Annotated in this window: 16 protein-coding genes and 1 pseudogene; 1 reads left to right on the top strand and 16 read right to left on the bottom strand. The window is 74.8% G+C overall.

Annotation, left to right across the window (positions count from 1 at the left end):
• Positions 1-81: 81 nt before the first annotated feature.
• From IHE55_RS24915 to IHE55_RS24895, 5 genes are all read right to left on the bottom strand, one after another.
• Positions 82-1,179 (bottom strand): polyprenyl synthetase family protein, encoded by a 1,098-nt coding sequence (locus IHE55_RS24915; RefSeq protein ID WP_197991071.1) that lies wholly within the window; start codon positions 1,177-1,179, stop codon positions 82-84.
• Positions 1,176-2,672, bottom strand: a complete 1,497-nt coding sequence (gene hpnE, locus IHE55_RS24910; protein ID WP_197991070.1) for a hydroxysqualene dehydroxylase HpnE — start codon at positions 2,670-2,672, stop codon at positions 1,176-1,178. Before hpnE ends, IHE55_RS24915 begins: the two co-directional genes overlap by 4 nt.
• Before the next feature lie 67 nt (positions 2,673-2,739).
• On the bottom strand, positions 2,740-3,663 hold the full coding sequence (gene hpnD / locus IHE55_RS24905; protein ID WP_197992235.1) for a presqualene diphosphate synthase HpnD: 924 nt from the start codon (positions 3,661-3,663) through the stop codon (positions 2,740-2,742).
• A gap of 25 nt (positions 3,664-3,688) precedes the next feature.
• A complete protein-coding gene (gene hpnC, locus IHE55_RS24900; protein ID WP_197991069.1) occupies positions 3,689-4,624 on the bottom strand; it encodes a squalene synthase HpnC in 936 nt (311 codons plus the stop codon).
• A 355-nt stretch (positions 4,625-4,979) separates the two neighbouring features.
• Entirely contained in the window at positions 4,980-5,744 is a 765-nt protein-coding gene (locus IHE55_RS24895) for a TetR/AcrR family transcriptional regulator (RefSeq protein WP_197991068.1), read from the bottom strand.
• A 313-nt stretch (positions 5,745-6,057) separates the two neighbouring features.
• Between IHE55_RS24895 and IHE55_RS24890 the strand changes: the two genes are divergently transcribed.
• A complete protein-coding gene (locus tag IHE55_RS24890; RefSeq protein ID WP_232265688.1) occupies positions 6,058-6,708 on the top strand; it encodes an RNA polymerase sigma factor in 651 nt (216 codons plus the stop codon).
• Between the two features lie 131 nt (positions 6,709-6,839).
• Here IHE55_RS24890 and IHE55_RS24885 read toward each other — a convergent pair whose 3' ends face one another.
• The 11 genes and pseudogenes from IHE55_RS24885 to IHE55_RS24840 form a co-directional block, all read right to left on the bottom strand.
• Positions 6,840-7,106, bottom strand: coding sequence for a hypothetical protein (locus IHE55_RS24885; protein WP_197991067.1), 267 nt, complete (start codon positions 7,104-7,106; stop codon positions 6,840-6,842).
• Positions 7,107-7,704: 598 nt separating this feature from the next.
• Positions 7,705-9,273, bottom strand: coding sequence for a cytochrome P450 (locus IHE55_RS24880; RefSeq protein WP_197991066.1), 1,569 nt, complete (start codon positions 9,271-9,273; stop codon positions 7,705-7,707).
• Positions 9,270-10,157: an SDR family NAD(P)-dependent oxidoreductase gene (locus IHE55_RS24875; RefSeq protein WP_197991065.1), complete on the bottom strand. Its 888-nt coding sequence runs from the start codon at positions 10,155-10,157 to the stop codon at positions 9,270-9,272. Before IHE55_RS24875 ends, IHE55_RS24880 begins: the two co-directional genes overlap by 4 nt.
• A gap of 92 nt (positions 10,158-10,249) precedes the next feature.
• On the bottom strand, positions 10,250-10,693 hold the full coding sequence (locus tag IHE55_RS24870) for an ester cyclase (protein ID WP_197991064.1): 444 nt from the start codon (positions 10,691-10,693) through the stop codon (positions 10,250-10,252).
• A gap of 55 nt (positions 10,694-10,748) precedes the next feature.
• Positions 10,749-13,295: a KR domain-containing protein gene (locus IHE55_RS24865; protein ID WP_197991063.1), complete on the bottom strand. Its 2,547-nt coding sequence runs from the start codon at positions 13,293-13,295 to the stop codon at positions 10,749-10,751.
• 80 nt (positions 13,296-13,375) lie between these two features.
• On the bottom strand, positions 13,376-15,781 hold the full coding sequence (locus tag IHE55_RS32395) for an SDR family NAD(P)-dependent oxidoreductase (RefSeq protein WP_197991062.1): 2,406 nt from the start codon (positions 15,779-15,781) through the stop codon (positions 13,376-13,378).
• Between the two features lie 119 nt (positions 15,782-15,900).
• Entirely contained in the window at positions 15,901-18,546 is a 2,646-nt protein-coding gene (locus IHE55_RS24855) for a beta-ketoacyl synthase N-terminal-like domain-containing protein (protein ID WP_197991061.1), read from the bottom strand.
• Positions 18,547-18,953: 407 nt separating this feature from the next.
• Positions 18,954-19,691 (bottom strand): annotated as a pseudogene (locus tag IHE55_RS31725) (SDR family oxidoreductase); the annotation flags it as partial.
• Between the two features lie 42 nt (positions 19,692-19,733).
• Positions 19,734-21,266: an acyltransferase domain-containing protein gene (locus IHE55_RS24850; RefSeq protein WP_197991060.1), complete on the bottom strand. Its 1,533-nt coding sequence runs from the start codon at positions 21,264-21,266 to the stop codon at positions 19,734-19,736.
• A 79-nt stretch (positions 21,267-21,345) separates the two neighbouring features.
• Positions 21,346-22,734: an NAD(P)/FAD-dependent oxidoreductase gene (locus IHE55_RS24845; protein WP_197991059.1), complete on the bottom strand. Its 1,389-nt coding sequence runs from the start codon at positions 22,732-22,734 to the stop codon at positions 21,346-21,348.
• 430 nt (positions 22,735-23,164) lie between these two features.
• Positions 23,165-23,425 carry a response regulator transcription factor gene (locus IHE55_RS24840; protein ID WP_197991058.1) on the bottom strand — a complete coding sequence of 87 codons (261 nt, stop codon included), beginning with the start codon at positions 23,423-23,425 and terminating at the stop codon, positions 23,165-23,167.
• Between the last annotated feature and the right edge of the window lie 67 nt (positions 23,426-23,492).

The following is a 23,492-nucleotide window of genomic DNA, read 5'->3' as shown; positions in this document are numbered from 1 at the left end:
GGGCTTCCGTCGGCCGGCACCCGGGCCGCGCGGGGCTCGGGTACCGGCCGGCGACGGCGAGCTATATGCGGTTGACGGTGATCATCTCTCTCGTACCACGACGAAGTCGGCGAGTGCGGTCAACTCCGCCCGGACCCGCTCGGGGAGTTCCACCTCCGCCAGCGCGGCGACCGCGGTGGCGTGCTGGCGGCGGGCCTCCTGGGAGGTCCAGTCGCGTCCGCCCGCCTGTTCGATGAGGGCCGCCCGGGCGGCGAACTGGTCCTCGTCGAAGTCCATGAACTCGGCGTCGGACTTGCCCGCGTCGGCGGCCAGCAGCCGGGCCAGTTCCCGGGAGGCGGGGCCGTCGGCGGCGAGCGCGGCGACCACCGGCAGGGACTTCTTGCGCTGACGCAGGTCGCTCCAGGTCTGTTTGCCGGTGGCCACCGGGTCGCCCCAGATGCCGAGCAGGTCGTCCACGGCCTGGAAGGCCAGGCCCAGGTGGTGGCCGTAGCGCTCCAGGGTGTCGGCGGTGCGGTCGTCGGCGCCGCCGAGCACCGCGCCGATGGAGGTGGCGCAGGCCAGCAGCGCGCCGGTCTTGTTCCCCTCCATCTCCAGGCACTCCGCCACCGAGACCCGTTCCCGGTGCTCGTAGGCGAGGTCCTGGGCCTGGCCGTCGATGAGCTTGCGGGTGGCGGCGGTCAGCCGCCGGGCGGCCCGGCCGGCCTCCACGGTGCCCAGCTCCAGCAGTATCTCGCCGGCCAGCGCGAAGAGCGCGTCGCCGACCAGGATGGCCTGGGCCGGTCCGTGCACCTTCCACACCGTGTCCCGGTGCCGGCGCTGTTCGTCGCCGTCCATCAGGTCGTCGTGGAGGAGGGAGAAGTTGTGCACCAGCTCCACCGCGACCGCGCCGGGGACGCCGGCCTCGGCGGGGGCCCCGGCCGCTTCCGCGGAGAGCACCGCGAGGGCGGGGCGGACGGCCTTGCCGCTGTCCGCGGCGGTGGGGCGGCCCTCGGCGTCGATCCAGCCGAAGTGGTAGGCGGCGACGGAGTCCATGGGCGGCGCCAGCCGGGCCACGACGGCGCGCAGCACCGGCGTGGTCAGGGCGCGTCCGCGCTCCAGCAGCGCGGCGACGCCCGCGGTGTGGACTGCCGGGGTCACCGGGGTCACAGGCTCTCCTCTGTTCTGTGTGCTGGTGCTCATACCGCCTCCTGGGCGAGCCGCCCGCCGGCGGCGGGCGGCGGGTTCCGGTGCCGGCGACCGAGCCCCAGACCGACAAGAACGCCGTCCGCGGCGGTGAGACCGCTGCGGACGGCGCCTTCCATCGTCGCGGGCCAGCCGGTCGCCGTCCACGCCCCGGCCAGGTGGAGGCCGGGCTCTTGGGTGGCGGCGTGTGGTCGCAGACGCCCCACGCCGGGAGTGGGGGCGAACGTCGCGGCGCGTTCGCGGGTGACGAAGAAGTCCGTGACGGTCGCGCCCCGGGCGGCCGGCAGCAGCCGGGCCAGCTCGGGCAGGTACCGCCGGCGCAGTTCGCCGACCGGTCGGTCGATGTCGTCGTGGGCGGCGGACTGCGAGACCGCGAGGTACTGGGCTCCCGCGCCGCCGGGCAGGCGGTCGAGCCCGGAGGAGCGGGTGCGGTCGAACACCCACTGGACCGGGCTGCCGATGGCCACGAAGAACGGGCGGCGCAGCACCTTCCGGTCGTAGACCACGTGCAGGTTGAGGATCGGCGCGGTGCCGATCCGCAGCAGCCGGCCGGGGTCCTCCAGCGCGCCCGGGGGCAGCAGGTCGTGGGCCTCCCGCTGGGGTACGGCCAGCACGACCGCGTCGGCGGTCAGCTGCCCGGGCCCGGTCGCCCCGCGCTCGGTGGCCACCTGCCAGCGGCCGTCGGCGGCGCGGGTGAGCGCGGTAACCCGGGTGCGCAGTTCGGTACGGACGCCGGCATCGGCGAGGGCGGCGCCGGCCCGGGTGTGGTGGAGCTCGCCGAGCGGGGCGTGCGCCCAGCCGATGTCGGCCGCACCGGGCTCGCTGAGCAGCCCGGTGCGGAAGACCATGGCGGCCAGGCCGAGCGAGGCCTGCCGGGCGGTGGCGTTGAGGGTGGCCACCCCCACCAGGTCCCACAGCGCCTCCACGGCCCGGGCGCTCTGGCCCTGGCGGCGCAGCCAGCCGGCGAAGTCGGTGTCGTCCAGGGCGGGGTCGAGCGGGTCGAGCCCGCGCAGCGCGAGGGCGGCGCGGCCGGCCCGGGCGCGCTCGGCGGGCGACAGGTGCCGGTACCCGGCGAGGCTGGCGGCCAGGTGCAGCGGCACCGGCAGCCCGTTGCGGCGGATGCGGGCCAGCCGCGGCCGGCGGGGGGCGCCGGCGTCCAGCACCGGAACGTCCAGCGCGCCCTGGAGGGGGGCCAGCCGGGTGCCGCCGATCCGGTCCAGGAACCACCGGTAGGCGGTGCAGCAGCGCAGGAAGACGTGCTGCCCGTTGTCCACGGTCAGCTCGCCGGCGGGGGACGGCCGGCGGAAGGAGAAGGCCAGGCCGCCCAGCCGGGGCCGGGTCTCCAGCAGGGTGACGCGGACGCCCGCGTCGGCCAGGGCGAGCGCGGCGGCGGTGCCGGCCAGCCCGCCGCCGACGACCACGGCGGTCGCCGGGCCGGACGGCCCGGCGGTGCCGGGGCCGGGCCGGCCGGGGCGGGTGTGCGCGGTCATACGGTCACCTCCTTCGGTGGGGCGGACGGGCGGCGGGGTGCGTGCCGCAGGAGCATGTATGCCCGGATCATCGCCGCTGTCCCCTCCCGTCGCGGCGGGCGACGCTCCGGGCGTCCAGCCCGGCCAGGCCGCGCACCGCGACGTACGCCTTCTGGTGCGTCGGCAGCGCGACCCGGCCGCGGAGCACGGCGGCCGGGTCGCGGGCGATGCGCTCCAGGAGTCTGCGGTAGATACCGGCCATCGCGGCCACACAGGCCCCGCTGCGCCGGTCCAGCATCGGCAGCAGCTCGAACCCCTCGGCGAACAGCGCCCGGGCCCGCCCGACCTCGAACTGCACCAGGCCGGTGAAGTCGGCGCCGGGCGGCACGGCGGCGTCCCGGAGGAGCGGGGGGCAGCCGAATTTCGCCAGGTCCTCGACGGGCAGGTAGGTCCGTCCGGTCCTCGCGTCCTCGCGGATGTCCCGCAGGATGTTGGTGAGTTGCAGGGCCAGTCCCAGGGTGTCGGCGTACCGGGGCGCGCACTCGGCGTCGGCCGCGCCGGGGACGGTGCCGAAGACGCCGAGGGAGAGCCGGCCGATGGCGCCGGCCACACAGCGGCAGTAGCTCCGCAGGTCCTCCCAGGTCTCGTAGCGCCGTCCGGTGACGTCCATCAGCACGCCGTCGATCAGCTCGTCGAGCCCGCCGAGCGGGATGGGGTAGCGGCGGGCGGCGTCGGCGAGCGCCACCGCGACCGGGTCGGTGTGGTCCTCGCCGACCGAGCCGTCCGCGATGCGGCCCAGCAGCGCCCTGGTCTCCGTCAGCCGGGCCCGCTTGGCCCCGGCGGTCAGGTTGCCGTCGCCGATGTCGTCCACCCGGCGGGAGAAGGCGTACAGCGCGGACATGGCGTGGCGCTTGCCGGCGGGCAGCAGTCTGATGCCGTAGGCGAAGTTACGGGCCTGGTGGCCGGTGACGGCCTCGCAGTAGCGGTACGCCGCGAGCACCGCCGGGGACATCGGCGTCCGTCCGTCCACGGGCGGCTCACCCCTTCCTTCGCAGTGTCGCCCCCGCCTGGCGCAGCACCCCGGGCTTGGTGGGCTTGGGCGGGCCGGCGAGCACGTCGTGGCCCGCCGCCTCGATGGCGTCCAGCGCGGCGCGGCCGCCGGCCACGAATCCGGCGAGCAGCAGCCGGAGCCGGCCGCGCACGCTGTGCACCAGAGGGGTCCCCTCGTCCAGCAGGGCCGCGGCACGCCGGGCCTGGAAGGCGATCAGGGCGCGTACCCGCGGCCCGGCGGTGGGGGCGGCCAGGTCCGCCTCGGTCACCTCGAAGCGCGCCATGTCGTCGGCGGGCAGGTAGATCCGGTCCCGGCGGAGGTCCTCGGCGACGTCCTGGAGGTGTTCGACGATCTGCAGCGCGGTGCAGATCGCGTCCGAGCGGCGGACACGCTCGGGGGTGGTGGACCCGGTGATGCCCAGCACCAGCCGGCCGACCGGGTCGGCGGAGAGCCGGCAGTACCCGCGCAGCTCCGCGAAATCGGCGTAGCGGCGGACCCGCTGGTCCCGGCGGTTGGCCTCGATCAGTCCGAGGAACGGTTCCGGGGTCAGGCCGCGGCGGCGCACGGTGGGGACCAGGGCGCGCAGCAGCGGGTGGCGGGGGTGCGCCCCCAGGGTGAAGACCCGCCGCAGATCGGCCTCGAAGGCGTCCAGCACGGCGAGCCGGTCCGCCGCCCGGCCGGGGTCCAGGCCCAGCAGCGCGGCGTCGGTGCCGTCCGGTGCGGCGTCGCCGTCCCCGATGTCGTCGACGAGACGCGCGTAGCCGTAGACGGCCATCAGGTCCGCCCGCCAGGCGCGCGGCAGGAAGAAGGGCGCGACCGGGAAGTTCTCGTGGGCGGCCTTGTCCAGTACGGCCCGGCTGTGCGCCCGGGGCCCGGGGCGGCCCGGCGACGTGGGAGAGGACCCGCTGCGCGCTACCTCCATGCTCACCGTGGACAGCCCGGCACAGGGGCGAGGACCGCGCCGGAGCACGGGACCCGGCGACCGGGCCCTGCGGGAGTGCTGGAGGTGGGCCGTCTAGCCAATGCCGTCACATCCCCCGTTCTACACCGGTGAGCAGGATCGGTACGCAGCGGACACGCCGCCCCGGCCCGGCTGCGAGGGACGGCCCCTCGCCCCGGGCGGGCGGCTCGGTCTCAGGTCCGGCGCGGTCCGGATGGGCACCGCCCCAGCTTACGCCCTGGGCCCCGCGACGTCCGGCGCATTTGCCCACGTCCGGCGCCGGTCGTGGCGCCCGCGCGGGCCGGGGGGCGGCCCCGGCCGGGGCCGCGGCGGGCGGTCACCCGCCGTCGAGCACGGCGTCCTCGGCCGGCCACCGGTCGAAGTCGTCGATGCCCATCACCGTGCACAGGTCCCGCAACTCGCGTTCGAAGAACGCCTCCCCGTCGGCGAGCGCGAACGACATGTACCCCAGCGACTCCATGCAGATCAGTCCGTACAGCCGTACCCAGCAGCGGAGCATGATGGCGATGGCGCCGACCGGCAGGTCCACGTTCTGGTCCACGCTCAGCGCCCGCAGCTGGCCCACCAGGACCGGATCCAGCTCGTCCTCGTCGGGCGTGTCGTAGGGCTTGACCCGCCACAGCTCCTCGATCAAGTTGGCGATCACCGAGCCGAAGACCCAGCCCATGTCGCGCTCCGGCTTGGCCTCCTCGCGGCCCAGGCCGGGCGCCCACGGGCCGAGGACCAGCCCGAACTCGTGCGGGTGCCGGAGCGCCCAGGCCCGCAGCCCGCGGGCGGCGGCGATCAGCCGGCGGCCCGGCTGCTCCGCCGGGAGCGCCCCGATGACCGAGCCCATCTGCTGGGCCATCTCGGCGAAGATGTCGGCACGCAGACCCTGGATCAGCGCGTCGCGACTGGTGAAGTAGCGGTACACGGCGGGGGCTGTCATGCCCATCTCCCGTGCGATGGCACGGATGGTGACGTTCTCCGGGCCCTCCTGGACCAGCAGCGCCCGCGCCACATCCTTGATCTCACGGATCGTGGCGATCCGAAGTCTCTCACGGCGCGAGAACGGCGCCGTGTGCGCATCATCCGAAGACACGCATCCCCCCTTCTTACTACCCCGCTGACCGGGGTTACGCGGCGCGGCCAACGATACAACCATTCCGTTTAGTGAACGCCTGCCGCTGCGGCACCCCACGTTCACCCTCGTCAGGCCGACGGTGGCGGTCGACCGGCGCTCCACTGTCGCCGGCGCCACTCCACATGGTGGACCACCCCACCGGGGTCCATTGACACTCGCGACTTGAGACACCCTATAGTAAACAGCTATTGCAGTCGCTACAGGTTATATTTAAAAATAAAGCATATTGCTCGGCTACAGCACAGGCACAAGAGTGCGGGGAGTTACCATCATGCCGGAGCAGGCACTGGACGAACTGGTGAACGGCGCTCTCAACGGGGACCAGGAGAGCTGGAACCGGATCGTCGAGCGGTATTCACCGCTCATCTGGGCCATCGCCAAGGGGCATCGGCTCAGCCCCGCCGACTGCGGGGACGTGAGCCAGGCGACCTGGCTGCGCGTGGTGCAGCACCTGGACCGGCTGCGGTCACCGGACCGGCTGGCCCAGTGGATCTCCACCGCCGCCCGGCGGGAGAGCCTGAACCATCTGGCCCGCTCCAAGCGGCACATCCCGGTCGGCCCGGCCGAGGTCTTAGACCGGGCCCAGGACGCCGACGACCAACCCGAACACATGGCCCTCGCCCGGGAACGGGACGACGAGGTGCTGACCGCCTTCTGCGCGCTGCCGGCCCGCTGCCAGGCACTGCTGAGCCTGCTGGTCGCGGAGCCGCCGATGCCGTACTCCGAGGTGAGCGCGGCGCTGGACATGCCGCGCGGCTCGATCGGGCCGGTGCGCCGCCGCTGCCTGGCGCATCTGGAGCGGCTGATGAAGAAGCAGGGCCGGGTCTCCCGGAGCGACGCGGCGCTCGCCGCCCGCATCAGGGCCGCCGGCATCCAGGTCTTCGCGACCCCGGAGGGGGAGCGGGTGCGCCAGCTGTCCTGACCGGGCGGCCGCATCCACGCTCCTGCCGGGTGCGCCGGCCGTCCCGACCAGGCGGCGGCACCCCTCCCGACCGGGCGCGCCGACCGTCCCGACCCGGCGGCGGCGCTCTCTCCCCGCGGTGCCCACCGGCCCTACCGGGCCTCGGTGCCCGCCGCGCTTCCCTCCGCCTCCGCCGGGATCTCCTCCGGCCCGGGCGCGGGGGCCGTCACCCCTGCCGGAGTGCCGTGCGCGCCACCGCGCTCCGCGGCGAGCCGGGCGAACAGGGCCTTGGCCCCGTCCACCACGTCCGGTGGCACCGGACCGACCGCACCTGCCAGCCGGTCCAGCAGTTCCTGGCGGTCGTTGTCCGTTCCCATCATGTCCCTCACGGCGGCGAAGCCCGAATACGACGTGCTCATCGTCCTGAAGCGGTGGTGCAATCTACAACACCGCCCGTGAGAGTAGCCATGGCCCGGTCAACAGACTCGGTGTCCCGGGTCGCGGGGCGCGGGACGGCCGCCCGGGTGGGTCGCGGGGCGCTCGCCGGAGCCGTGCCCGGGGACGGTCCGGGGGACGGCGTCGCCGGTCCGGGTGCGATCCATGAGGGGGTCTCCTGTCGTCGGTGGTGCGCGGGGGGTGCCGGGGGTTCCGGGGAAGTGACGGAGCGCGGGGACGCGGCGAGGGGACGGAAACAGGGAGGAGAAGAGGAGGGGAAGAGGAGGGACGGGGGCGGGGATGGTGCGGGTGGTGACGCCACGGTCCGGGTGGCGCCCGGCTCTCACCCCTACAGATCACGGCAGGGCCGCCGTGGATACATCCGGCGGTCGACCGATGTCAAACCGGGTCGCCCCCGGACCCCGAAGCCGTCCGGACCCGGACCCCGCACCGGACCCTCTCCGGGGTCGGACCGTCCGGGGCCGAAAGACGGCCCGAGCCCCGGAACCGGACCCGGGCGGTCGGCGCCGGCGGCCCGGGTCCGGTTCCGGGGCGGTCGTCCGGGGTGGCCCCCGGCGGTGGTCAGGGGTGGTGCGGGCAGCCCGCGGGCGGGGTGCCGCCGCCCTCGCCGGCCGGGGCCGCCGCCCCCTGCTCCCCCGCGGTCCCGGCGGCTCCGGCGGACCCGTCCGCCGTCCCGGCGGCTCCGTCCGCGGCCGGGGTGGTCCCGTCCGTGGCCGGACCGGTCCCCGCCGCCGGGGCGGTGGACGCGGCGCGCGGTGCGGCACCCCGCTCGCGCGGCACCACCGAGACCATCACGTCCTGCAGCGGGCGCAGCGAGATGACCGGGGAGCCGTACTGGAGCGAGGTGCCCGGCACCCGGCTGATCCGGAACCGCTGGTTGATCATGGCGACGATCAGCTTCAGCTCCAGCAGCGCCATGTAGTTCCCCACGCACTGCCGCGGCCCGGAGCCGAACGGGAAGTAGGCCAGCCGGGGACGCTCGCGGATCGCCTCGGGGGTGAAGCGGTAGGGGTCGAAGGCGAGCGGGTTGTCCCAGTGCCGCGGGTTGTGGTGCGACACCAGCGGCGACAGCAGCACCGAGGCGCCGGGCTCGATGTCGTACGGCCCCAGGGTGTCGGCACCCACCGCGGCGCGCGGGAAGATCCAGATCGGCGGGTGCATGCGCAGGCTCTCGTCCACCACCATCTTGGTGTAGGTGAGCCGCTCGGCACTCGCCGCGTCCGGCAGCGCGCCGCCGAGCACGGTGGCCAGCTCGGCGTCCAGCTCCTCCTGTACGTGCGGGTGCTGGGCGATGGACAGCAGGGTCCAGCACAGGGCGACGGCGGTGGTCTCGTGCCCGGCGAGGTAGACGGTCAGCAGCTCGTCCTTGATCTGCTGGTGGGTCCAGGGGCGGCCGGTGGCCGGGTCGGTGGCCTGCTCCATCAGGGCGATCAGCGGGCCCTCGCCGGTGCGCGCGTAGGACCGGCGCACCTCGGTGACGACCCGGTCGAAGACCCGGTGGATACGGGCGATCTTCCGCTTCCGCTCGGTGGGCACCCAGGAGGGGAGCATCTCGGTGGGCACCCCGCGCCGGAACATCACCTCCACCACGTCGTCGACGATGGTCTTCAGCAGGGCGGTGTCGGGCCGGATGTCGTAGGCGAACAGCGAGCGGCTGAGGGTGACCAGGGTGAGCCGGAGCATGTCGGCCATCAGGTCCACCGGGCGGCCGGCGGCGGCCTTGCGCTCCCAGTCCTGGAGCATCTCCTCGGTGGCGCGGATGATGTTGGGGATGATGTCGTTGACGGCGTTCTTGAGGAACACCGGCTGCACCGCGCGGCGGTGGCCGCGCCAGAACTCGCCGTCGGTGGTCAGCAGGCCCTTGCCCATCACCACGCCGAACTGCTCGTACAGCGGACCGCGCACGTAGTTGCCGTTGTTCTCCACCAGGACGTGGCGGACCACGTCCGGGTCGCTGACCTGGTGGACGGTGAACGGGCCGAGCTGCATCCGGACGATCTCGCCGTAGTCGCGCTGGAGGCCCAGCAGGAACTCCGCGGTGTTCCGCTTCCACGGGCCCAGGCTGCCCAGCAGCGGTACCCCCCTGGGTCCGGGGGCGGTGCGGCGGGCCGTGGTCGTCGTCGAGGTCATCGGGGTTCTCCTTGCGTTCGGGACCGCGGCCTGCGCGGGACCGGGAACAGGCGGCGGACGAAGAGGTTGTCGAAGACGACGTCCGGGGCGAGGCGGCGCAGGGCGAGGGTGCTGTGGGCGAGGAATCCGACGGGGTGGCGGGCGCGCGGGTGCCGGCTGCGGACGATCTTCTCGATCCGTTTCGCCACGTCGTCGGCGTCGATGGCGAAGGTGCCCGCCAGCGTCCGTCGGGTGCCGCCGTAGATGGCGTCGAAGTAGTCGGTGGTCTGCCGGTTGAACTCCTCGTAGTCACGGCCGGCGTCGCCGAGGTTGGCGACGTAGGTGGTGCCGAACTCGGTGCTGCGGACCGGTCCGGGCTCCACCAGGACCACGCGGACGCCGAACGCGGCGGTCTCCAGGCGCAGCGCGTCGCTGAGTGCCTCCACCGCGTGCTTGGTGGCGTTGTAGTAGCCGGAGCCGGGGACCGCGTAACGGCCGAAGATGGAGGAGATGTTGACGACGGTGCCGGAGCCGGCCGCGCGCATCGCCGGGAGCACCAGCTGGGTGAGCCGGACCAGTCCGAAGACGTTGGTCTCGAACTGCCGTCTGATCTCCTCCGGTCCGGCCGCCTCCACCACGCCCGAGAGCGCGTAGCCGGCGCTGTTGACCAGGGTGCCGACCCTGCCGTGCTCCGCCTCGACGGTGCCGACCACCGCGCGCATGCTCTCCTCGTCGGTCACGTCCAGCCGCAGGGTGCGGATGCCCGCGGTGGCCAGGTCCGCCAGCGTCTCGGGGCGGCGGGCGGTGGCGTAGACGAGGTGGCCGGCCCGGTTCAGGCGCAGCGCGGTGGCCCGGCCTATGCCGGAGGAGCAGCCGGTGATCAGGACCGGGGACGGAGTCGTCATGGGCTCTTCCTGTCTGGGTGCGGCGGCCGGCCGGGGCGCCCCGGTGGGGGCGGCCCGGCCGGCGGATGTCCGGGGTCGGGGACCGGCCGGCCTCAGCCGGCCGGGGGCGCGTCGAAGGCGCCCAGCTGCTGGGCGAGGTCGAAGGAGTCCATGGAGAACCAGCTCTCGAAGATCTTGCCCTCGTCGTCGAACGCGTCGATGACGATGCCGGAGATCTCCAGCTTCCGGCCGCGGGCCGGGATCAGGCCGCCGGCGTAGTCGTCGCCGGTGTGGGTGCCGCGGGCGGTGAACCGGCTGACGACCTTGTTGCCCTCCAGGATCCAGTCGTCCACGGTGACGTGGAGGTCGGGGAAGGAGGCGCGCTGCAGGCGCACCCACTCCTTGAGGTGCTCCACGCCCTCCTTGTCGTTCGGCGCGGTGCCGTGGCTGATGTGGTCCTCGGTGGCGCCCTCGTAGATGACGTCCAGATTGCCCTTGTTGAGGCACTCCTCGTAGTAGCGCTCCAGAACGGCCTTGTTCTCTTCGGGAGTTGCCATGACGGTCCCTTTCCGGCGTGGTTGTCGTTCAGTGTGGTGCGTGGTGCGTGGTGTGTCAGTGGTGCGGGGGTGGTGCTGCCCCGGCCCGGGCGTCGCCGAGGCCGAGGGGCCCGGGGAAGCCCGCGACGGTCGCCACGGGTTCTCCGGAGGCTTCACAGGTGATCCGCCACACGCCCAGCGCCGGGTCGCCCTCCACCCGGGAGGGCCCGCGCTCGGACGCGTGCGGGGTGATGCGCCCCACGACCAGCGGGTCGGGGGTGACCGACAGCCCGTCGCCGCGCCGGGTGCAGCGCCGCACGACGTTCTCCAGCGGGGCGACCGGCAGCGCCGGGTGCGGGACGTACGGGGTGGCCCACAGGTCGTTGGCGGCGCACGGCCGCACCCGGCCCACCGGCCGGTCCGCGGGGCCCGGCTCCCACTCGGCGGCCGGTACCACGGCGCCCCGCCAGCGCAGGAACGGCGGCCCGGAGCGCAGGGTGGTGGTCTGTGCGACCTGCGGGCGGGGCGGGGCCGGCGGGCGGGCCGGCCCGGCGGTGTCCGGTCCGCCGCCGCGGACGGCGTGCACCACCCGGACCCGGGCCCGCGGCCCGGCGGTGTCCCCGGCCCGGTGGTAGCCGACCTCCACCACCCAGTGGTGTCCGTCGTGGAAGGCCCGGGCGGTACGGTCCAGCCGTGCGGTGCCGTCGGTCAGCCGCAGCAGCGCCAGCGGCACCACGATGTCCTCCAGCGCCTCCACCCGCAGCGCCGGGAAGTCCTCCGGGACCAGCCACTCGGCGGCCCGCAGCGCGTTCTCCAGCAGCAGCGAGACCGGCACCGCGTCGGCGCCGTCGACCTGGAAGTCGCCGAGCACCGGGGCCTGCGCGCGGTCGAAGGTGACGGTGGCGTCCAGCAGCGCGTGCGGCCGGTAGCGGCGGACCGTGCCGAGGTGGAAGATCCGCGGGTAGCTGGCGGTGAAGCCGGGGAGCGCGGGGACCACCGGGTAGCCCACGGCCTGCCCGGGGTCGATGGCGCGGCCCAGCGGCCCGACGAAGGTGATCTCCCCCTCGGAGCCGGCCAGCAGCTCCGCCCGCCAGCGGTCCAGTCCGTCGGTGACGTCGATGGCCGCCATGTACCGCAGGGTGGCGGTGAAGTTGGCGATCAGGCCGATCCGGTCCCAGGTGGGCCAGGCCAGCGTCATCACCGGGAAGGCGGCGCGGCGTCCGGCCCACCGGCCCAGCCGGGCCAGGCCGTCGTTGGCGGCGGCGTACTCCAGCTGGCCGACCATGCCGCCCAGCCGTCCGGTGAGCGAGCCGACGTTGCAGAAGAACTTCAGCGGCAGCTCGCGCACCTGGTCGAACAGGTGGCGGAAGCCGTCGATCTTCACCTCGACGGTGCGCAGGATCTCCGCGTCGGTCTTCTTCGGCAGCCGGGCGGCGGTGTCCACCCCGGCGTTGTGCACCACGCCGGTCAGCCGGTCCGCCTCGCGCCGGATCAGCTCGCGCACCTGGCCGGGGTCGGTGACGTCGCAGCGGGCGTACTCCACCCGCAGTCCGGCCCGGCGCGCCCGGTCGAGGTTGCCGGCCAGCTCCCACAGCCGGCGGACGCGGTCCAGCCGGCGGCGGACCGCGGCCGGGGACTCGCCGGGTGCCCGGGCCGCCCACTGCCCGCGCTCGTACTCCTTCAGGCCCGCCTCGTCGGTGCCGGCCCAGGGCTCGTCGCCGGCCGGGAGCGGCTCGCGGCCGGTGATCACCACCCGCGTGCCGTGCCGCTCGGCGAGGGTGCGGGCCAGCTGCCAGCCGATGCCGCGGCCCCCGCCGGAGATCAGCACGGTGTCCCGCGGGCCCAGGTCGAGCGTGGGCGCGGGGCACGGCCGGGCGGTGGGGGTGAGGGTGAGGCGCCGGCCGTCGCGGTGGCCGACCTCGATCTCCCCCACCCGGCCCAGTTCGGCGGCGATCAGCGCGGGCAGCCGGTCCACGTCGTCCGGGCCGATGTCCAGGACCCGGGCGTTGCAGTTGGGGAACTCGCGGTGCAGGGTCTTGGCCAGGCCCGCCCACAGTCCGCCCAGCGGCTCCTCCAGGGCGTCCCCGGGGTGCTGGCCCAGACCGCCGCCGAGACGGGTGACGGCCAGGTAGAACAGCCGGTCAGCGGCGGTCTCCGCGGCCCACTCGTCGTACCGGGCGCGCAGCGCGGTGACCGTGCCGGTCAGGGCATCCCGCCAGCCGCCGGGGCCGTCGGCACCGCCCAGCGGGGCGGCGGCGGAGAGGTCCACGACGGCGTCGGCGGGGCCGCCGGCCGGCCCCCGGTGCACCCGTGCGCCGTGCCGGGTCAGCTCCGCGGCGACCGCGCCGGCGAGCTCCTCCGGGCCGCCGACGACCTCCACCCGGAGCCCGGCGGGCACGGTGTGCCCGGTGTCGGCGGGGAGTTCGGTCAGCTCCCACACCATCCGGGTGACCGGCTGGACGGGGGCGTCCTCGGCCGCCTCGCCGGCCGGTCCGGGGACCGGACCGGCGGGCGGGAACGGCGCGGGTGCCGGCGCGGCGGTGGGCGGTCCGCCGGCCGCGGGGGAGGTCCCCGCGGCCGGCGGACCGGGCCGGGTCGCGGGCGGGTGGGCGCGTGCGGTCATCGGTGCCGTCCTGTCATCGGTGCGCTCCTCGGGTCGGTGCGGCCCGCGGCCGGTGCGGGCCGCCGCTGCGGCCGGGGAGGTCATGGGCGCGCCGCCTCCCGTCCGGCCCGGTCGGCGGGGACGGCCTCGCCGGTGCGGGCGTCGATGTAGCCGATCAGGGTGGCCCGCAGGTCCTTCATCTGGAGCAGCATCCGGCCGTCCGGGCGAGCGGCGACGAACCGGTTGCTGATCTGCTCGGCGGCGAGGTCGAAGCCGGGCGGGGTGGCGTACAGGTCGATCACCTCCCCGGCGGTGGCCAGCGCGTGGTCGCTGGTCTCCTCGTACAGGTCGATGCGGCGGATCGACAGCGGCGCGGCGACCGGCACCAGGTGGCCGTCGACCAGGTCCAGCACGCCCACCCGGGCGAGCCCGTCGAGCAGCACGCAGGGCACGGTGAACCGCGGCCAGACCGGGTCACCGGCGGGCAGGTCGGGGGCGTACCGGGCCCGCTTGCCCTTGGGGTGGATCCGGGTGTCCGTGGTGGAGACGAACGGCCCGGTGAGCGAGACCGGTGCGCCGGGCTGGTGGTAGGGGTCGGGCACCGGGGTCTCGGCGCCGCTCTCCCACGCCTCCCAGCGGGGCGCGGCCGGGAAGGCGTCGGCGAGCACCACCCGGGCGCGGAAGTGCACCCGGTCCCGGATCAGCACCCTGCCGCCGGGCGCGACCACGTCCTCGGTGATCAGCACCCGCACCACGGTGGTCTCGCCGGGGGTCCCGTCGAGTTCGGCGCGGATGCGCCGCGGGCCGGACCGCACGTCCCGGTAGACCCGCAGGAAGTGCTCGAAGCGCAGGTCCTCGAAGGCGATCACCTTCTTCCCCGGGACCAGGTACCGGGCGGCCTCGGCGGCCAGTTCGGTGACGAAGGTGCCCGGCAGGGTGGCCTCGCCGCGCACCGTGTGGTGGCGCAGGTAGCCGTCGGTGTGCAGGTCGAAGGGGCACTCGAAGACCACCGAGCCGGCGTCCCGGGAGACCAGCCGGCGCAGGTAGAAGCCCGGCGCGGCCGCGGGGGCCGGAGCGGCGATGAGGTAGCCGGGGTAGAACTTCTCCACGGTGGCTTCCTCGGCCTCGCCCAGGTGCACCACCGAGGGGCGCCGGACGGGGGCGTGCAGCTCCTGCACGAAGTGCTGGACGCCCTCGGCGATCGCCATGCCGCTGTAGGAGCCGGCCCGTTCGTAGTACGCCTTGGTCAGCTCGTTGGCGCCCATGCCGACGCCCTCCCACAGCGTCCACCCGATGGTGAACTCCTCGGTGGCGGTGGTGGCGGACTGGTGCACCGCGGCGGCGGCGAGGAAGTCGTTGGCCGCCGCGTAGTCGGCCTCCCCCAGCTGTCCGAAGTACCCCAGCAGCGAGCCGAAGTTGCACCACAGCCGGGGCGGGGCGGCGCGCAGCGCCCGCTTGAGGTTGCGGTAGGCGTCCACCTTCAGGTCGCGGATGGAGGTGAACTCCGCGAAGCTCTTGTCCTTGATCAGTCCGGACCGCTGCAGTCCGGCCGCGTTGACCAGCAGGTCGATGCCGCCCTGCTCGGCCAGTACGCGGCCGATCGCGGCGTCCACCGCCGCGGCGTCGCGCATGTCGCAGGCGAGGTAGGTGACCCGGTCCGCCCCGCTGTGCTCGGCCATCCGCTCCAGGTTCCGCCTGGCGTCGCGGGCGTTGATCAGCCGGTCGAAGGCGCGGTTGATGTCGGCGACGGTCCGCCCGTCCCGCTTGGCCAGCTCGGCCTTGATGTAGCCGGCGCGCCGGGCGGCGAACTCCTCGTCGTTCCCGGTGAAGGTCTCCGGCGGGTAGGTGTCGAGGGCGTTGCTGCCCAGGACGTACAGGCGCGGCCGGAAGTGCTCGGCGACCGCCTTGACCACCTCGGCGGTGATGCCGCGCGCGCCGCCCGCCACGACCACCACCGAGTCCCGGCCGAGGACGGCCGGCGCCCCGCCGGTCAGGTCGTTGGGCTCCTCGGTGAGCCGGTAGCCGCTGCGCACCCCGTCGAGGTCGAACACGACCGGGAAGGTGCGCTCCGCGGCGCTCTCCTCCTCGGCGCGGGCGACCGCCCGCACCGGATCGGTGGTGCTGGTGAACAGGGCGTAGCCCAGGGCGTCGGCCCGTTCCAGGTGCGCGGTCTTCAGCAGGCCGGAGAACAGCCCGGTGTACGGGTGCGGCGCCCCGCCGTCGAAGGCGCCCAGCAGCAGCACCACGATCGAGGAGCCGGCCGCGCCCAGGTCGTCGTACGCCCGCTGGAGCACCAGGTAGGCGGCGTCGTGGAGGGCGGTGAGGGAGGGGGCCGGCGCGGTGAGGCTGCCGGGCAGGGGTGCGGAGCGGCCGGGATCGGCGAAGACCCGCAGGTGGCGGACGGCGGGCCCGGCCTCGGCGAGGCGGGCGGCGACCGCCTCGGTGGTGACCTCGGGCAGGTGGTGCCAGCCGGGCCGGGGCCGGGGCAGCGGGACGGTGGACAGCACGGTGAACCCGGTGCGGTCGCCGGCCGCCTCGGCCAGCTGCTCGGGGGCGTCGGTGAGGACCAGTGCGCCCGGCGGCAGGAACGGGGTGCGTTCGCGGACCGTCCGGGCGGGGGCCGGGGTCAGCCGCGGGACCTGCCGGCGGACCTGGAACGGCGTGCCGTCGCCGTCCCGTAGCCCGTCGGTGGCGAACCGAGCGGGGAGGGCGGCCGGCTCCGGCCGGCGGGCGGTGGGGGGTGCCGTGGCCGGCGGCGGGGGGCGTCGTCGGTGGCGCGCCCGTTGCCGGTGGCGGTGCCGTGACCGGTGGCGGACCCGTTGTCGGTGCTGGTCCGGTGGCCGGTGACGGACCGGTGGGCGTCCGGCCGCGGCCCGGTGTCGCCGCCGGGGCCGGGGATGGTGAGCCACAGCCGGGCGCCGGCCGCGGTCTCGGTGGTGTCGGTGGACACCTGCACGGTGCCGGGGGCGCCGCGCAGCGCCTTGAGCACCGCCAGTCCGCCGGCCGCGCCGAGGTAGCGGGCGTTGTCCGGGTCGGGGGCGCCGCACAGCACGCTGCCCACCGGCGCGGCCTCCTCCTGCCGGCCGCCCAGCGGCTCGTCCACGTAGGCCAGGATCTCCAGGCCGGCGCGGCGGGCCCGCTCCTCGGTGGTGAGGGCGAAGAGGAAGGCGCCCTCGGCGAGGGCGGTCGCCTCCGGCGGCAGCAGGTCGCCGATGAGGGTGCGGTACTCCGGCAGGCTGTTGCCGTTGATGCCGCCGGCCAGCGCGAAGTCCAGCTCACCGGTGCGCAGGTAGCGGCCGGCGGAGGTGATGGAGGACAGCGCGGAGGCGAAGCCGGAGTCCATCGTCATGTTCGGGCCGTGCAGGTCGAAGTAGTTCGCCACCCGGGCCGAGATGATGTTGGGCATCTGGCCGGGGAAGGAGTCCTCGTTGGACGCGGGGATCATGCCGCGGACCCGCTCCCGCAGGGCGTCCAGCACCCCGGGGACGGCGTCGGAGCGCACCCCGGTGAGCGCCTCGGCGATGTCGTCGAGGTAGCAGCGGTTGGCGTAGAGCATCGCGGCCCGGGTGGGTCCCATGTGACCGACGAACACCCCGGTGGTACGGGCCTGTTCGGCCCAGAACTCCGGCATCCGGTCGCGCAGCTGGTGCGCGCACTCCAGGATCATCAGCTGGCAGCGGTCCAGCGCCCGGATCGTCTTGGGGGGCAGCCGCACCTTGTTGAACGGCGGCGCGGGATAGTCCTGGCCGAAGCTGTCCAGCGGGGGCGCGCCCCCGTCCAGCCAGCGCTCCACCGCCTCCCGGCCGTCCAGCCCGGGCAGGTGGGCCGACCAGCCGACCACCGCGATCCGGTGTCCGGTGTCGGGCACCTGGGCGGGCCGCGGCGCGGCGGTGGCGCGGGCGAGCGGCTCGGTGCGGTCCTCGGCGACGATCAGGTGGGCGTTGGTGCCGCCGAAGCCGAAGCCGGAGACCGCGGCGAGCCGGGGGCCGGCCTCCTCCCGGGGCCACGGCTGGGCCTCGGGGGTGATCTGCAGCCCGGTCTCCGACAGCCGGAAGTCCGCCCGGGGCGTGCTGAACCGGAACTGGCCGGGGATGGTGTCCTCCGCCAGGCCCAGCAGGTTCTCGATGAGCGAGACCACGCCCGCCGCCCAGCCGGTGTGCCCGATCAGCGACTTGTTGGAGGTGACGGTCGCCGGGCCCCCGGTGCCGTAGAACTCGCGCAGCGTGGTGAACTCCGCGAGGTCCCCGGCCGGGGTGCCGGTGGCGTGGGCGTTGACCCACTGCACCGCGTCCGCGCCCACCTCGCCGGCCTCCAGCGCGCGGCGCACCGCGAGCGACTGGCCGGCGGCGTTCGGCGCGTAGATCGCCTTGCCCTTGCCGTCGGAGGAGGAGCCGAAGGCGCGCAGCACGCCGAGCACCCGGTCGCCGTCGGCACGGGCGCGGCTGAGCCGCTTGAGCACCACCAGCGCGGCGCCGTCGGCGAAGATCACCCCGTCCGCGTCCTCGTCCAGGGCGTGCACCCGGCCGCGCTTGGACAGCCCCTGGAGCTTGGAGAACAGCACGGTGCCGCGCGGGGCGAGGGCGAACGCGCCGCCGCACACCGCGATGTCCTGCTTGCCCATCAGCAGGCCCTTGGCCGCGATGTCGATGGCGTACAGGGAGGAGGAGCAGGCGGTGTCGACCATGTGCAGCTCGGTGGCGGGCGGCAGCAGGCCGGCCATGGCCAGCTCGCCGACCCGGTGCGGCAGGAAGCGGGAACCGCCGTGCGCCGCCCGCCAGTAGCGGCGCGCCAGCGCCCCGTCGATGTCCTCGCGCAGCGCCCGGCGCTCCGCCTCGGACAGCTCCAGGCCGTCGACGATGTCGCCGGCCATCCGGGTCACGCTGTCCAGGACGCCGGCCTCCTCCAGGTGCTGGCTGCCGTCCGGGGTGTAGCCGACGACGAAGGAGCAGCGGTCGGTGTCGCGGTGCCGTACCCCGTCGAGTGCCTGCACCAGGCTGTGCCGCAGCCACATGGTGGTCAGCTCGTGGTCCTGTCCCGGGTCCTCGTCCCGGCCCCGGCCGGCCATGCTGTCCACCGAGCCGGGGACGGGCACGAAGTCGGTGATGAAGACGCAGTTCTCGGCGTACGCCTTGTCCTCGTCCTCGGTGTCGGCGGAGTGGAAGTTGTGGTGCGCCCAGCGGTCCGCGGGCACCTTGACGAACAGCTCGTCGCCGGTGGTGCGCAGCTTCCAGAACTCCTCGGGGCTGTTCGCGCCGGCGACGGTGAGGCCCATGCCGACGACCGCGATGGCGTCGTCGTCCTCGGGCTCCGCCGGGACGGGCGCCGGTGCGGGGCGCGGGCCCGGCCGCGGTTCGGCGGTGGCGGGCCGGCGGTCCGGCGCGGGCCCGCCGGCGGACGCCGGGGCGGCGGGGGCGGACGCGGCGGGGTTCCCGGCCGGTACGGTCCCGCCGGGGGTGGCCGCCGGTGCCGCGGCCGGGGGCGGGCACGGGTGCGGGTGCGGGGGGCCGGAGCCGCCGGGGTCACGGGGGCGGCCGGAGCGGAGGTCGCGACCGGGGCGGAGGCCGCGGCCGGAGCCGCGGCCGTCGCCGGAGCCGCCGCGGTCGTCCGGGGCGTGGCGGCCGTCGCGGGCGTGGCGGGGTCCGGCGGGGAGAGCAGCGCGGCGCCCAGCGAGAGACCGCCGTCCGCCAGCACCACCTGGCCGGTGATCCAGGCCGCGTCGTCGGAGGCGAGGAAGGCCACCACCCGGGCGAACTCCTCGGGGGTGCCGAGCCGTTTGAAGGGGGTCGCCGCCGCGATCACCTCCTGCATCTCCCGCGCCCGGGGGAACTTGTCGGCCACCTCGCTGCGGAGCATCGCGGCGGACGCGGTGTTGACCCGGATGCCCAGCGGGGCGAACTCCACCGCCAGGTACCGGGCGGCCGCCTCCGCGGCGGCCTTGGCCGGGGCGCACGCGGAGTAGTTGGCCATCACGAACTGGGAGCCGCCGAGGGCGGAGACGGTGACGATCGCCCCGCCGCCGTTGCGGGCCATCAGCGGCGCCGCGGCGCGGGCGCACCGCAGTCCGCCCTTGTAGTTGGTGTCGATGGCCTTGGCGATGTGCTCGTCGGTGACGTCGGACAGCGGCAGCAGCGCGCCGTTGGCGGCGCTGTTGACCAGGATGTCCAGCCGTCCGTGCCGTTCGTCGATCTCGGCGAACATCCGGTCCACCTGCTCCTGGCGGGCCACCGAGGCCCGGGCCAGGTCCACCGTGGCACCGGCCGCCACCAGCTCGTCGCGGGTCCGCTTGGCGTCGTCGTGGGAGTGGAAGTAGTTCAGGACGATGTGCGCCCCGCGTGCCGCCAGTTCCCGGGCGATCGCCCTGCCTATCCCCTTCGACCCGCCGGTGACCAGTGCCACCTTCCCGGTGAGGTCACTCATGGAACGCCTGCTCCTCTCGAAAGCGTGGAGGTGTGGGGGACGTCAGCCGGTGGTGGAGGCGGAGGCGTCGTTCAGCTGGGCGAGGACGAAGTCGGTGATCCGGCCCATGGTGTTGTAGTCGGCGAGCCGGAAGCCGGAGTCCCGGGGCGGCAGTCCGTAGCGGCTGGAGACCCGGGAGAGCAGTTCGACCTGCTTGACGGAGTCCACGCCCAGTTCGGCCTCCAGCTGCACGTCGTCCTCGAAGACGTCCTCGGGGTACTCCAGCGCCTCGGCGTAGAGGGTGCGCAGCTCGGTGAGGAGGGTGGCGCGGTCCGGGGCGGCGCCGCCGTTCGCCGGGGCCTGGGCGGCCGGCTGCTGCCCGGGCGCGGCGGCCGGCTCCTCGGGGGCGGCGGGCACCGCGGCCGGGGCGGGCGCGCCGTCCGCCGCCGGGCCGGCGGCGTGCTCCTTGCGGAAGGTCTCCAGCTCGTCGTGGAGCAGCTCCAGGACGAACCGGCCGCGCTCGCTCCAGTAGGCGGCGAAGACCTCCGCCGGCACGGTGGGGGCGAGCAGTTCGGCGAGCGGGCCGGCGCCGGGGCCCGCCAGGCCGGCCTCGCGCAGCGTCCGGAGCGAGCCGTCCAGGGCGAGCGAGCCGCCGAGCACCGCGAGGGTGGGCAGCGTCCGCACCTCGTCCCCGGCCAGCAGCCGGTCCACCAGCTTCGACAGCGCGCCGCGCCCGCCGGCCTCCACGAACACCGAGATCCCCTCCCGGCGCAGGTGGCGCACCGCGGCGGCGAACCGCACCGGGCGGGTGAAGTGCTCGGCGAGCAGGTCGGCGAGGACGTCGCCGGGCTCGTAGGAGCGCTGGAGGATGGGCGAGTACACCGGGTGCCGCAGCGGCCGCTGCTCCAGGGTGCGCACATAGGCGGCGAACTCGGGGGCGGCCGGGGCGAGTGCGGGGGTGTGGAAGGGGAAGGGGGTGTCGATCTCGATGGCGTTCAGACCGAGCTGGCCGGCGATCGCCACCACCCGGTCCAGCACCCCGGAGGGGCCGCTGACGACGGTCTGCTCGTCGTGGTTCTCGGTGGCGACGGCGAGCAGCGGCTCGTCGATCAGGTCCAGGAGCTTCCCGGTGCGCTCGGCGGAGGCGGTGAGGGCGACCATCCGGCCCTCGGCGCCGCCGTGCCGCTCGATCACCGCGACCCGCCGGGCGACGATGCGCACCCCGTCCTCCACCGAGAACGCCCCGGCGGCGACCAGCGCGGTGATCTCCCCCAGGCTGTGGCCGGCCAGGACGTCGGGGCGCACGCCGCTGTCGGTGAGGATCTCGTACGCCGCCAGGCCCGCGCCGTAGATGGCGACCTGGGAGGCCCAGGGCGCGGTGTCGAGGAGGTCCCGCAGGTCGGCCTCGCCTGGCCCGAGGACCAGCTCGCTCAGCCGCCGGGAGTACAGCTCCTCGGTGATCGGGTCGATGCGCTCGAAGACGCGCCGCACCTGCGGGTGGGCGGCGGCGGCCCGGCGCAGCGCGGCTCCGTCGAACCCGCCCTGGCCGGGGAAGAGGAACGCGGTCTGGAAAGGGACAGCGGAGTTGCTGGACATGCCGATGCCTCCGGAGGGAATGGGGTGGGTGGAGCAGGGGGGTGGGTGGCGCGGCGCCGGCCCCGCGGGGCGGTGGTGGTCAGGCCGCGCGCCGGGGCGCGCCGCCCCGCGCCGAGCTGTGGAGCAGGTAGCGGCCCATGCTGCCGAGGTTGGCGGCGATCAGCCGGTCGGCGAGGCGGGTCACCGGGGGAAGGTGCCGGGGGGCGCCGCGGACCATCCAGCGGACCATGCGGATCTTCCAGCCCGGTTCCAGCCCCGGGGCGACGTGGTCGAAGAGGGCGTGGATGTTCTGCGCGGAGTAGAACTCCGCGGGTGGCACGACCGTGGCGAACATGCCGACCATCCCGGTGCCGTGCGCCGGACTGCGGGTCATGGCCCGGATGATCTCGATCTCCTCGCGGTTGTGGTTGGCGATCATCGCGTGGTCACGGGTGTACCAGTAGTGGCCGCGGACCAGGTCGTCCCGGTCGCGGGCGTAGCCGGCGAGCGCCTGGTCGAGCCCGGTCCGCCCGGACAGGCCGCGGTCCACGGCGCCGGCGAGGAGTTCGCCGCCGCGCAGCGCGTCGGTGATGCCGGCGGCGGTGATCGGGTCGCGGGTGTACCCGGCGTCGCCGACCAGCGCCCAGCCGGGACCGTGGGAGCGGCGGAAGAAGTTGGGCACCGCGCCGGTCATCCAGGAGTCGACCCGCTCGGTGCGGCGCAGCCGCTCGGCGAAGGCGGGGTCCACCTCGTCGAAGGCGGCGATGACCGTCCGGTCGCGGTCGGCGTCGTCGGTGGCGCGGAAGTCCTTCACCGGCAGGGCGACGCCGACGATGGTGAGACCGTCGTGGGTGGGCCAGGTGAAGCAGTGCTTGTTGTTGTGGCGGTAGGTGCGGACCCGGCCGTCGTGCGGCAGGCCCGACCAGTAGGACCAGTGGCTCTTGTTGAGGACCGGGGCGGCGTCGTACTTCTCGGCGCCGACCAGGCGGGCGACGGTGGAGTTGGCGCCGTCCGCGCCGATCACCACCCGGGCGTGCTCGGTCACCGGGGTGCGGTGGGGCAGCTCGCCGCGGATCCCGGTCACGGTGCCGGTGTCATCGGTGAGCAGTTCCCGCACCGCGACCTGCTCGCGCAGTTCGGCGCCGGCCTTCACCGCGCCCTCCAGCAGGATCTCGTCCAGCTTGCGCCGCGCGGGCGAGTACGCCTCGGCGACGCCCTCGGCGGCGGGCAGTCTGGCCATCAGCTCCACCGGTCCGCTCTGCAGGCCGTAGGAGTGGATGGGCGGGCAGCCGGTGGCCTTGACGGCGTCCAGCAGGCCCCAGCGCTGCAGCCGGGCGACGCCCGGTGGATGCACGAGATTGGTGGCGGCGGCCTTGCCGCCGGGGAAGGTGGCCCGGTCCAGCAGCAGGACCCGGTAGCCCTTCTCGGCCAGCAGCATCGCCGTCGCCGACCCGCTGATCCGTGCTCCCACAACTATGGCGTCGTACATCGCGGCCCCCTGTCCGGCGACCGCATGCGTCAGCGGCCGCCTGGATCGGCAATTCGCACTGCTCTCGGGTGGTTCGGTTACGTACTCGGGTTTGCTGGGTGTGTGCGTGGTCCGGCGGCCGGGTCCGGCGAGGTCACCCGGGCGGCCGGACCGCCGGGTGGCCGTGCCGGGCACCCGGCGGCGGCGGTGCCCCGGACGAGGCGGCCCGGCACGACCGCGGGACCGGTGCGGCCGGGGCCGGCCGGTCCCGCCGGGTCGGGGACGGCGCTCCGCCGGACACCGGACCAGCAGCACGAGGAATCGTTACTGCCAATCCGGGTACACGACGGGGATTATGGCCGTCCGGCATGCCTGTGCCCTTTCTTCGAGCGGGCAGAATTCAGGAAAAGCAAAGTGCCGAAGCATATATCGAGGGGCGGTGTCCGATACGTTATCCAGCCTTGATCTCTTGGGACACTGTACCTTCGTACATATGCCGGTAGCTGAGCGCTACCAAGCCCGCCTGGAGACGTGACTCGACCTGCAACTTCTCCAGGATGCGGGCCACGTGGGCCTTCACTGTGCGTTCGGTCACCTGGAGTCGGACGGAGATCCTCCGGTTGGACCACCCCGCTCCCAGCAGGGCGAACGTCTCCGCCTCGCGGGCGGACAGCAGAGCGACCCGGTCCATTTCCCGGGTCCAGGTGGGCATCGGTACATCCTTTGTTGACAACGGCGTTAACACGCGATTTCCCCTTTGTGTCGCATTCGCCAGTCAC

The sequence above is a fragment of the Streptomyces pactum genome (assembly GCF_016031615.1).
Taxonomy (GTDB): domain Bacteria; phylum Actinomycetota; class Actinomycetes; order Streptomycetales; family Streptomycetaceae; genus Streptomyces; species Streptomyces pactus.
The sequence above is the reverse complement of the archived record's forward strand: the minus strand, read 5'-3'. Positions and strand labels throughout refer to the sequence as shown.